Here is a 10612-nt window from a genome sequence, read left to right on the forward strand (position 1 = left end):
CCCTTACAGCATCTTCTGAACTACCTAACTCGTTGAATATCAAGGAGTTTGTCGTTCCGTTGTCGCTGGAAGTGGGGCGCATTATAAGGGGATTCGAAAGGGCGTCAACCTTTAATTTCAAGAAAGTAAAATATACGGGGAAAAGACCATATCAAGACCGCCAGGTGCCCGCCACAACCCCCTTGCACCACCCAACCACCTTTGCGCACTATACTGCGCACACCCCCAAGCCCGCCCAAGGATTCCCCCACCTAAATGAACACCCAGCCCCGCAGCCTGGCCGCTACCCTCTTCCCGATCGGCCTGCTGCTCATCGCCATGGCCTCGATCCAGACCGGCGCCTCCCTGGCCAAAAGCATGTTCCCCATCATCGGCGCTCAAGGCACCACCACCCTGCGCCTGATCTTCGCCAGCATCATCATGCTGTTGATCCTGCGGCCATGGCGAGTGCGAATGACTGCCAGCGCACTGCGCAATGTCATCATCTATGGGATGGCCCTGGGCGGCATGAACTTCCTCTTCTATATGGCGCTGCAAACCGTACCGATCGGTATCGCCGTTGCGCTGGAGTTCACCGGCCCGCTGGCAGTGGCGATCTTTTCCTCGCGGCGGGCGATCGACTTCGTGTGGATCGGCCTGGCCATCGCCGGCCTGCTGCTGTTGCTGCCAGCAGGCCACAGCGGCCAGGCACTCGACCCGGTGGGCGCTGCCTACGCCCTGGGCGCTGGTGTCTGCTGGGCGCTGTACATCCTGTTCGGGCAGCGTGCCGGCGCCGAACACGGCATCCAGACTGCGGCGCTAGGGGTAGTGGTCGCCGCCCTGTTCGTCGCCCCCATCGGTATTGTCCACGCCGGCGCCGCACTCCTGACGCCCGCCGTGATCCCGATGGCGATTGGAGTCGCAATACTCTCCACCGCCCTGCCCTACAGCCTGGAAATGGTTGCCCTTACGCGCATTCCGGCGCGCACCTTCGGCACCCTGATGAGTATCGAACCGGCGTTCGGTGCGCTGTCCGGGCTGCTGTTCCTCGGCGAGGTGCTGACGGTTACCCAGTGGCTGGCGATTCTGGCAATCATTACCGCCTCGGTCGGTACGACCCTGTCCATGCGCAAGGAGCCGAGCCCGGCCATCGCCGCAGACTGATATGAGAAATATTTTCATTTGAGACGGGAATAGTGATTGAAGCGACCCGTCTCGCTGATTAAGCTGTCACAGAATCATCATCTTTACGCTATCTACTGAGCCGACCACGGACGCTGGGGAACTTTCAGGAAGATTCGAAGCGATAACGACAGGGCCAGACACTGGACCGCCCTGCATTTAAGGACAGGAATGAAACGTATTTTGCTCATCCTGGCCATCTTGGCAATTGCTGGATGTGCCGCCACGGCCAAGACTGAGGTCAAACGCGGGAAGAAGGGGCTGCATATCAATTGCTCTGGCCTCTCCTCCTCATGGGACAAGTGCTACAGCAAGGCCGCGAGTTCGTGCAGCGCACGAGGCTACAGGGTCATCGCCCGCTCAGGTGACACCGACGAAGAGCAGGGTGACTACCTGTTCGGGATCAACCCGGCGGGCTACACCAGCCGCAGCATGATCGTCGTCTGCAAGTAGCAACAGGGCAGCGCTGAAGCTGCCCTTTTAATTTGCTCCTTAGAGGGGTGCGGTACGCGCCTCCAGCCAGGCCAGCGCTTCGCCATTGAGCAGGGGCGCCAGGCGCTCGCGCACCGTGGAGTGATAGTCGTTCAACCACTGCAGCTCTTCCTCGGCCAGCAACTTGGGCAGCAAGCAGCGGGTGTCGATCGGGCACAGCGTCAATGTCTCGAATTTCAGGAAGTCGCCGAAGGCACTCTTGCCCGCCTCACGGTTGACTACCAGGTTTTCGATGCGCACGCCCCACTGGCCGGGGCGATACGTGCCCGGTTCGATCGAGCTGATCATGCCCGCCTGCATCGCGGTCTGCGGCGTGGCTGCCGCCTGGTAGGCAATCACTTGCGGCCCCTCATGAACGTTCATGAAATAGCCCACCCCATGCCCCGTGCCGTGACCATAATCGACCTGGTCAGCCCACAGCGGAGCCCGGGCGATGGCATCGAGCAACGGCGACAGCACCCCGCGCGGGAAGCTGGCGCGCGACAACGCGATCATGCCCTTGAGTACGCGCGTGCAATCCTGCTTCTGTTCAAGGCTGGGCTCGCCCACCGGCACCATGCGGGTGATGTCGGTGGTACCCCCCAGGTATTGCCCACCCGAATCGATCAGCAGCAAACCATCGCCCTCGATGACCGCATGTGCGTGCTCGGTGGCACGGTAATGCGGCATCGCGCCATTGCCATTGAAAGCGGCGATGGTCGAGAAGCTCAACGAAACGAAACCTGGGCGGCGTGCACGCGCAGCGCTCAGTTGCTCGTCGATGGTCAACTCGGTGATGACTTCCCGCCCCAGGCTGGCCTCGAACCAGGCGAAGAATTCGCATAGGGCAGCGCCGTCCTGCTCCATCACCTGACGAATGTGCACCAGGTCTTCGCCACCTTTGCATGACTTGCTCAGGGTAGTGGGGTTGACCCCCTCGACCAGCTCCACCTCTGCAGGCAGGTTATCCAGCAAGCCGCAGGTGACCCGCGCCGGATCCACCAACAGCCGGCCGCTGGCCGGTACCGCACCCAGCGCCTGGCCTGCTTCGTTATAGTCGCGCACCTCGATGCCGTCGGCCGCCAGCACCTGACGCAGGTGCGCATCGAGCTTGTCCGGGCCGACAAAAAGGATGGCCTGTTGCTGATTAATCAGGGCGAATGCCAAGAACACCGGATTATAGGAGACGTCGCTGCCCCGCAAGTTGAACAGCCAGGCAATGTCATCGAGGGTAGCGATGAAGTGCCAGTCGACCGCCTTGGCGTGCATGTCCTTGCGCAGCTGCGCGAGCTTTTCCGCCCGGCTCACCGTGGCGTGTGGCGGCAAGTGCTGGTACACCGGGTTACCTGGCAGACCCGGGCGCCCTTCCCAGGCCTGCCCAAGCACGTCCTGGTCCGTCACCAGTCGCGCCCCACGGGCCTTGAGCCGTTCGCCCAACTGGCGTGCCGACGCCAGGGCCATGACCGCACCATCCACCGCGACGCTACCCTCCAACTTGACGTTTTCACCCAGCCATTCCAGCGCACCGGGTTTGCCCGGCACAAGCTTCATCAGTTCGATGCCGCTGCCGGCCAGCTCATGCTCCGCCTGCTCCCAATAGCGGCTGTCGACCCACAAGCCGGCAAAGTCAGGGGTGACCACCAGCGTGCCCACGGAGCCGTGAAACCCCGACAGCCACTGGCGCCCCTGCCAGTAACCGGGCAGGTATTCGGAAAGGTGCGGGTCAGCCGAAGGCACCAGCAAGGCATCGATGCCGCCGGCGGCCATGGTCTGGCGCACGCGCGCCAGTCGCTGCGGTACGCTTGGCTCAAGGGTGGTCTGAACGTTCATGCGCTCTCCTGCGGCTACATCACGGTTGGTCCAATGCTCCGATAATGGAACAGCCGCCCAGCCCCTGCAATCACGTCGACCAAGACAAGGCATGTATTGCCCGCCATGCCTTGTGCAATCAGACGCTTCCTACAACCGGGCGAGGACCACCGATCACGTCCTACTGAACTTCCGCAAGATGCCGGCTTCACACGCAGTACATTCACTGCACACAGGCAAATGACCATGCCCAGTGTCTGCAAGCCGAAAACTGCCGTGGTGCTGCTCGACACCCGCGCCAGCACACCCGATCACGAGCGTGCCGTACACCAGAAGCTTGCCGATGGCCTGGCGCGCCTGCTGGGTTGCCCGCACATGAAACCGGCCGACCCGCCAACCGCCGACGACGGCTACTACTACTTGCCCACCGAAACGCTGATCGACCCCCAGCGACAGGCCACCATCGGCATCTGCGACGAGCAGGACCTGTTCGGCGGCGTGGTCACCAGCCCCTATATGGCGACCAAGGCGATCTCCCACCCCCTGCCCGCCAATGCAAGCTTCCCGCCTGGCTGGACCGATGCCTTCGCCCGGCAGGCCAGCGACGCCCTGCTGCGCGGCTATACCGTGTTCAACAAGGCCGACGCCCGTACCGCTGCTCAGCTGTTGCTGATGGACGGCCCGTTGCGGGTCAAGCCTGTGCTGGCCTGTGCCGGCCGCGGGCAGCAGGTTATCGACAGCGCGGATGCGCTGGAGCCCCTGCTGGCCAGCATGGACGACCAGCAGCTGGCATTGTGGGGACTGGTGCTTGAAGAAGACCTGAGCAAGGTCGAAACCTTCAGTGTCGGCCAGGTGCGCGTTGCCGGCCTGACCTGCAGCTATCACGGCACCCAGCAGCTGACCCACGACCATCAAGGAGCCGAGGTCTATGGCGGCTCGGACCTGGTGGTGGTACGTGGCGACTATCAGGCGCTGCTGCAACTGCCACTGGAAGACCACCTGCGCCTGGCGATCAACCAGGCCATTGCCTACGAGCAGGCTGCCGAGCAGCACTTCCCGGGCTTCATCGCCTCACGCCGCAACTACGACATTGCTCGCGGCCGCGACCCTCAAGGCCACCTGCGCAGCGGTGTACTCGAGCAGTCCTGGCGCCTGGGCGGCGCCAGCAGTGCCGAACTGCTGGCCCTGCAGGCGTTTGCCGACGACCCTGCATTGCAACGAGTGCACGCGTCCACCCATGAAGTGTTCGGCACCCCTGACCTCCCCTCTGATGCCACCCTCTTCTATCAAGGAAACGACAGTGAACTCGGACAACTCAGCAAATTTGCGCGGATTCGCGAGCATGGCCATTCAGAGTGAAACCGTTGAACTGCAAGTTGAAAACGACAGCATCGTTGGCACCCTGGTCAGCCCCGGCAGCCAGATGCCGGGCATTCTCTTCGTGCACGGCTGGGGCGGCAGCCAGCAACGCGACCTGGCCCGTGCCCGGCACATCACCGGGTTGGGTTGCGTATGCATGACCTTCGACCTGCGCGGCCATGAAAAAACCGCAAGCCAGCGGCTGACCGTCACCCGCGAGCAGAACCTGCAGGACCTGATGGTGGCGTACGACCGGCTTGCCGGCCACCCCGCGGTCGATCCGCAGGCGATCGCCATCATCGGCAGCAGCTATGGTGGCTACCTGGCGACTTTGCTGACCCGCGAGCGGTCGGTCAGATGGCTGGCCCTGCGGGTACCCGCCATGTACTGGGACGATGAATGGGATATGCCCAAGCAAACCCTCGACCGGCAACGGCTGAACGCCTACCGCCAGCGACCGCTGGGCCCGGCCGACAACCGTGCGCTGGCGGCCTGTGCCGAATTCAGCGGGGATGTGTTGCTGGTGGAGTCCGAGCAGGACGACTATGTGCCGCACAGCACGCTGATGAGCTACCGTTCGGCTTTCATCAGCGCCCATTCGCTGACCCATCGTATTGTCGACGGTGCCGACCACGCATTGTCCAGCGAGGAGAGCCAGAAGGCCTACAGTTCGATCCTGGCGGCCTGGGTCAGCGAAATGGTCATCGGCGCCCGACTGGACCGCTATCCGCACTATGCACCTTGGTACGCCTGAGGGTTGCCCACCTGGCAATGCAGGCCGCCATCTTCACCCCGTACCAGGCTGCGTACCGCCTGGTACGCGGCAAAGTTGACGCCACGCGCCTGGTGCCGGGCAAGCAGTTCAAGGAACGGCTCCTCGACAAAGCAGGCAGCCGCCGCAGCCCACGTCTGACGCGACTGCCACTGCAGGTACTGGAGTACCCGGCTGCCGTCGTCGCTGGCCTGGATGCTGACACCTTGCAGCCCTTCGCAGCGGTTAGCCAGCGCCTCGCTGCGGGCTACCAGGGCCTGGACCAGGGCGTGCTGGTATATGCTCGGCACTTGGTATTCGATCATCTGTGTGAACCACAGGGCATGAGGGCTTGCCGTCATCAACGGTCTCCTGGTCAAGGACGCATGCAGCGCGATGCACGGCAGGGTAAAACCTCAAGCAAGGTCAAGGTCAAGTGGTTTCCGAGCCCTACCCTGTCACCGCAAACCGCCGCCGGTAATCGCTCGGCGTCAGTCCGGTGATGCGTTGGAACACTTTGCGAAACGCACTTGCGTCCTGGTAACCCACGCCCCAGGCGATCTGCTCGACATTGCGCCGGGTGAATTCCAGCAAGCGACACGCCCGCCCCACCCTGACCTGCTGGCAGTACTCGGTCGGGCGCAAACCCGTGGCTGCCCGAAAGCGCCGCAGGAAGGTGCGTTCCTCCAGCCCGGCGCACGCCGCCATTGCAGCAAGGCCTGCATCCTGCCCGCGATCGCCCTGCAGCCAGTGCTGCACTTTCAGCACAGCCTCGTCGCCGTGGTCCAGGCGCGGGTTGAACACCGCACCAGGTAACGGCGTCGCGACCGGATCGACCGCGAGGTAGCGGGCCGTCTCCCGCGCCACCGTTGCTCCCTGAAACCGTTCCAGCAAACGCAGACCCAGGTCGGTCCAGGCCATCAGCCCGGCCGAAGTGACAATGTCACCGTCATCGAGCAACGGCTGCTGAGCCTCTACCCGCACTTTTGGATAACGCTGGGCGAGTGCATGCACGTAGTTCCAGTGGGTACAGGCCGGGCGGCCATCGAGCAGGCCGCTGGCGGCGATGAAGAACACCCCGATACACACCGACGCCAGCACTGTGCCGCTCGCGTGGAGCTGACACAAAGACGCGCGGTGGCGCTGGAGCAACTCGCCCGGTGGTGCCGATTCCAGGCTTGGCGGAATGATCAGTACGCGCAGGCCCGGTACAACGACTGGCGAGCTATCAACAGCTGGCAACAACTGCCCTGCCGCATCTGCCTGCCAATAGCTGATGCGCACCGGCGGCAAGTCGACGGCGCCCAGCTCGGCAGCAACCCGGTTGGCCACCAGGAACAGGTCGGCCAGGCCATGCACGGCGGCGCGCTGCACGCCGGGATACAACAGCAGGCCAATGTCCAGGTTGGCAGAGGTGTCAGTTTTTGCCCGCATAGTGTCGGTCACGCCAATCGTCAGGTCGGTGCACACAGCCTATAACTAACCTCACACAACGACTACTGCCACAGGAGGCAGCATGAGCAAGCAAGCGCTGATCATCATCGACATCCAGAACGACTACTTCCCGGGCGGCAAGTGGGCCCTGGAGGGTGCCGACCAGGCGGCCGACAATGCCGCCAGGCTGCTGGCAGCGGCGCGCCAGCGCGGTGACCTGGTGGTGCATGTGCGCCACGAGTTCGACAGCGCCGATGCGCCATTCTTCGCGCCTGAGTCGCCTGGCGCGGCCATCCACCCCAAGGTCCAGCCACTGCAGGATGAACCCGTGGTGCTCAAGCACAAGGTGAATGCGTTCCTTGGCACCAACCTCAAGCAGACACTGGACCAGCACGGCGTCGAGGCCCTGACCATCGCCGGCAGCATGAGCCACATGTGCATCGACGCCGCCACCCGGGCCGCGGCCGACCTGGGCTATGAGGTGACCGTGGCGCACGATGCGTGTGCGACGCTGCCGCTGGAGTTCAACGGCAAACAGGTGCCGGCAGCGCAGGTACATGATTCGGCGATGGCGGCGCTGGCGTTTGCCTATGCCAAGGTGGTGAAGACTGACGATTTGATGAAGGACTGACACAGGTCCCGAGTGGCCGATGAGACTCGATCAGATCACAACATTGCGCACGAACCGGACTGCCACCGTCGCATCGTTGCGATAGGCATACCGGCAATTGCTGGGGAACACATGAAACTGCCCCTCAAGCAGGCGAAACTCGATGTCCTCGATGACTAACGTCAGTTGCCCTTCAGCCACGTAGATCTGCTCGCTCCAGCCCTCCGCATCGGCCTCGCTGGAATAGCACTCGCCCGGCGCCAGCGTCCATTCCCAAAGCTCCACCTCGCGGCGGGCCGGGCTGGTGCCGAGCAGCACTGCCCGGCTCTGCGGACACTCGCCGGCCCAGGCCAGTTCGTCGATACGCCCCGGATCACGCTGGTCAGGTGCCTGAATCAACGTACTGAAGGCCACGCCCAAGGCTTCGGCAATCAGGTCAAGAGTGGTCAGGCTGACATTCTTTTCCCCTGCCTCGATGGCCACCAGCATGCGCCTGCTGACCCCGGAGCGTTCGGCCAGCGCCGTCTGGCTCAGGCCGCAAGCGTTACGCAGGCGGCGGACGTTGTGGCTGACATGTTGCAGCACGGATGCGCGGTGCGAAGAATCTTTGTGCACTATATTGCTCACTGGTCGATATTGCGCAGTATACTGCCCACTTTGCGGCGATTGTGCGCCGCCCCCTCCGAGTGCGCAAGAGCATGAGCCAGCCCAGCAACAAGTCGACCCCCGCCATTACCTTTCGCCTGAGCAAGGCCGAACTGGTGCTGGTGTTCATCACCATGTTGTGGGGCGGCACTTTCCTGCTGGTGCATAACGTGATGACCGTGAGTGGCCCGATGTTCTTCGTCGGCCTGCGTTTTGCTGCGGCCGCGCTGTTCGTTGGCGTGGTGTCGGCGCGGGCGTTACCCGGGCTGACCTTCACCGAACTGAAGGCCGGCATGCTGATCGGCGTAACCATCATGCTTGGCTATGGCCTGCAGACCATGGGCCTGCAAACCATCAGCAGCAGCCAGTCTGCATTTATTACCGCGCTCTACGTCCCCTTCGTACCACTGCTGCAATGGCTGGTCCTGGGCCGGCGCCCTGGCCTGATGCCCAGCATCGGCATCTGTCTGGCCTTTGTCGGCCTGATGCTGCTGGCCGGGCCGGAAGGCGGCAGCCTGCACTTCAGCGAGGGCGAGATGGTGACGCTGGTCAGCGCGGTGGCCATCGCTGCCGAAATCATCCTGATCAGCCGCTACGCCGGCCAGGTCGATGTGCGCCGGGTGACCGTGGTGCAACTGGCGACTGCCTCGCTGCTGGCATTCCTGATGATCGTACCGACCCAGGAGCGCATTCCCGACTTCTCCTGGCTGCTGCTGGCCAGTGCCGTGGGCCTGGGCGCCATGAGCGCGGTCATACAGGTGGCGATGAACTGGGCGCAGAAGTCGGTCTCACCCACTCGCGCCACCCTCATCTATGCCGGAGAACCGGTGTGGGCCGGGATCGTCGGGCGCCTCGCCGGCGAACGCCTGCCGGGCGTGGCGCTGCTCGGCGGCTTGCTGATCGTGATTGCCGTAGTGGTCAGCGAGCTCAGAATACGCCGCCCACGCGAAGCTGCCGACGCGCGTGAAGTGCAAGCAGAAGGCGAACGCCAGGCCGGGCTGTAAAGCGGTAAACAGCAGCTATGCTTTGTAAAGAAATGTTATAAAAAAACAGCTTGTCACAGCCTCTTTGTAGGATCCTGCGACAGCTTGCGTGTTGGTGATCATCCCCTCGGCACGTATGATCCTTGGCAAACTTCTCAGAATAGAACGCTATGTCATTGATAGTGCTATTGCTTCTGCCGTTCGTGGGCAGTTGCCTGGCAGCCGTGCTGCCGCACAACGCACGTAACGCCGAGTCCGTGCTTGCCGGGCTCGTGGCCCTGGTCGGCACTGTCCAGGTAGCACTGCTGTACCCCCAGGTTGCCGATGGCGGTGTGATTCGCGAAGAATTCCTGTGGCTGCCCAGCCTGGGGCTGAACCTGGTGCTGCGCATGGACGGCTTTGCCTGGCTGTTCTCGTTGCTGGTACTGGGCATCGGTACGCTGGTGTCGCTGTATGCGCGCTACTACATGTCGCCGCAAGACCCGGTACCGCGCTTCTTCGCCTTCTTCCTCGCGTTCATGGGCGCCATGCTGGGCCTGGTGATCTCTGGCAACCTGATTCAGCTGGTGTTCTTCTGGGAGCTCACCAGCCTGTTCTCGTTCCTGCTGATCGGCTACTGGCACCACCGCGCCGACGCCCGCCGCGGCGCCTACATGGCGTTGATGGTGACCGGCGCGGGGGGGTTATGCCTGCTGGTGGGGGCGCTTCTGCTCGGCCATGTGGTCGGCAGCTACGACCTGGACAAGGTCCTGGCTGCCGGCGACACCATCCGCCAGCACGCGCTGTACCCGGTGCTGCTACCGCTTATCCTGCTCGGTGCGCTGACCAAGAGCGCACAGTTTCCCTTCCACTTCTGGCTGCCCCATGCAATGGCAGCGCCTACTCCGGTATCGGCCTATCTGCACTCGGCGACCATGGTCAAGGCCGGGGTGTTCCTGCTGGCACGCCTATGGCCGGTGCTTTCCGGTAGCGAGGAATGGTTCTGGATCGTCGGCGGCGCCGGCGCCCTTACCTTGCTGCTCGGCGCATTCGCGGCGATGTTCCAGAACGACCTCAAGGGCCTGCTGGCCTATTCGACCATCAGCCACCTGGGCCTGATTACCCTGCTGCTTGGCCTGAACAGCCCTCTGGCTGCCGTCGCCGCGGTGTTCCACATTCTCAACCACGCCACCTTCAAAGCCTCGCTGTTCATGGCTGCCGGCATCATCGACCACGAAAGCGGCACCCGTGACATCCGTCGCCTCAGTGGCCTGATACGCCTTGTCCCGTACACCGCCACCCTGGCCATGGTCGCCAGCGCCTCGATGGCCGGCGTGCCATTGATGAACGGTTTTCTGTCGAAAGAAATGTTCTTCGCCGAGACCGTGTTCATCAGCAGCACCGCCTGGG

The 10612-nt window shown here is 63.1% G+C and carries 11 protein-coding genes; 7 read left to right on the forward strand and 4 right to left on the reverse strand.

The genetic code is table 11. From position 1 onward, the window contains the following. Positions 1-255 precede the first annotated feature (255 nt). Together rhtA and HP546_RS18890 are read left to right on the forward strand one after the other, a co-directional pair. On the forward strand, positions 256-1143 hold the full coding sequence (rhtA, locus tag HP546_RS18885) for a threonine/homoserine exporter RhtA (RefSeq protein ID WP_172228296.1): 888 nt from the start codon (positions 256-258) through the stop codon (positions 1141-1143). 189 nt (positions 1144-1332) lie between these two features. After that, positions 1333-1614: a hypothetical protein gene (locus tag HP546_RS18890; RefSeq protein WP_172228298.1), complete on the forward strand. Its 282-nt coding sequence runs from the start codon at positions 1333-1335 to the stop codon at positions 1612-1614. A 39-nt stretch (positions 1615-1653) separates the two neighbouring features. Here the strand turns inward: HP546_RS18890 and HP546_RS18895 are convergent, their stop codons facing one another. Further along, positions 1654-3462: an aminopeptidase P family protein gene (locus HP546_RS18895; protein WP_172228300.1), complete on the reverse strand. Its 1809-nt coding sequence runs from the start codon at positions 3460-3462 to the stop codon at positions 1654-1656. 219 nt (positions 3463-3681) lie between these two features. Between HP546_RS18895 and HP546_RS18900 the strand changes: the two genes are divergently transcribed. Together HP546_RS18900 and HP546_RS18905 are read left to right on the forward strand one after the other, a co-directional pair. After that, positions 3682-4800, forward strand: coding sequence for a DUF3182 family protein (locus HP546_RS18900; RefSeq protein WP_172228302.1), 1119 nt, complete (start codon positions 3682-3684; stop codon positions 4798-4800). Further along, positions 4784-5554: a S9 family peptidase gene (locus tag HP546_RS18905; RefSeq protein ID WP_172228304.1), complete on the forward strand. Its 771-nt coding sequence runs from the start codon at positions 4784-4786 to the stop codon at positions 5552-5554. The genes HP546_RS18900 and HP546_RS18905 overlap by 17 nt, the downstream gene beginning before the upstream one ends. On the opposite strand, the gene HP546_RS18910 is transcribed toward HP546_RS18905, so the two are convergent. Both HP546_RS18910 and HP546_RS18915 read right to left on the reverse strand, forming a co-directional pair. After that, positions 5533-5913, reverse strand: coding sequence for an antibiotic biosynthesis monooxygenase (locus tag HP546_RS18910; protein ID WP_172228306.1), 381 nt, complete (start codon positions 5911-5913; stop codon positions 5533-5535). The two genes, HP546_RS18905 and HP546_RS18910, sit on opposite strands and share 22 nt — an antisense overlap. Positions 5914-6001: 88 nt before the next feature. After that, complete coding sequence (locus tag HP546_RS18915) at positions 6002-6985, reverse strand: GlxA family transcriptional regulator (RefSeq protein ID WP_172228314.1); 984 nt, start codon at positions 6983-6985, stop codon at positions 6002-6004. A gap of 82 nt (positions 6986-7067) precedes the next feature. Between HP546_RS18915 and HP546_RS18920 the strand changes: the two genes are divergently transcribed. Further along, positions 7068-7616, forward strand: a complete 549-nt coding sequence (locus tag HP546_RS18920; RefSeq protein WP_172228308.1) for a cysteine hydrolase family protein — start codon at positions 7068-7070, stop codon at positions 7614-7616. 30 nt (positions 7617-7646) lie between these two features. Here the strand turns inward: HP546_RS18920 and HP546_RS18925 are convergent, their stop codons facing one another. Next, positions 7647-8210, reverse strand: a complete 564-nt coding sequence (locus tag HP546_RS18925; protein WP_172228310.1) for an XRE family transcriptional regulator — start codon at positions 8208-8210, stop codon at positions 7647-7649. Between the two features lie 83 nt (positions 8211-8293). Between HP546_RS18925 and HP546_RS18930 the strand changes: the two genes are divergently transcribed. Both HP546_RS18930 and HP546_RS18935 read left to right on the forward strand, forming a co-directional pair. Next, positions 8294-9244: a DMT family transporter gene (locus tag HP546_RS18930; protein WP_172228312.1), complete on the forward strand. Its 951-nt coding sequence runs from the start codon at positions 8294-8296 to the stop codon at positions 9242-9244. Between the two features lie 149 nt (positions 9245-9393). Then, a partial coding sequence (locus HP546_RS18935) for a proton-conducting transporter membrane subunit (RefSeq protein WP_306125242.1) occupies positions 9394-10612 on the forward strand: 1219 nt, incomplete at its 3' end.

Source organism: Pseudomonas sp. CM25, assembly GCF_013179705.1.
GTDB lineage: Bacteria > Pseudomonadota > Gammaproteobacteria > Pseudomonadales > Pseudomonadaceae > Aquipseudomonas.

Bases quoted from the DNA above. Each gene is read 5' to 3' on its own strand.
- rhtA (WP_172228296.1), top strand. From the start codon at position 256: ATGAACACCCAGCCCCGCAGCCTGGCCGCTACCCTCTTCCCGATCGGC.
- HP546_RS18890 (WP_172228298.1), top strand. From the start codon at position 1,333: ATGAAACGTATTTTGCTCATCCTGGCCATCTTGGCAATTGCTGGATGT.
- HP546_RS18895 (WP_172228300.1), bottom strand. From the start codon at position 3,462: ATGAACGTTCAGACCACCCTTGAGCCAAGCGTACCGCAGCGACTGGCG.
- HP546_RS18900 (WP_172228302.1), top strand. From the start codon at position 3,682: ATGACCATGCCCAGTGTCTGCAAGCCGAAAACTGCCGTGGTGCTGCTC.
- HP546_RS18905 (WP_172228304.1), top strand. From the start codon at position 4,784: ATGGCCATTCAGAGTGAAACCGTTGAACTGCAAGTTGAAAACGACAGC.
- HP546_RS18910 (WP_172228306.1), bottom strand. From the start codon at position 5,913: ATGACGGCAAGCCCTCATGCCCTGTGGTTCACACAGATGATCGAATAC.
- HP546_RS18915 (WP_172228314.1), bottom strand. From the start codon at position 6,985: ATGCGGGCAAAAACTGACACCTCTGCCAACCTGGACATTGGCCTGCTG.
- HP546_RS18920 (WP_172228308.1), top strand. From the start codon at position 7,068: ATGAGCAAGCAAGCGCTGATCATCATCGACATCCAGAACGACTACTTC.
- HP546_RS18930 (WP_172228312.1), top strand. From the start codon at position 8,294: ATGAGCCAGCCCAGCAACAAGTCGACCCCCGCCATTACCTTTCGCCTG.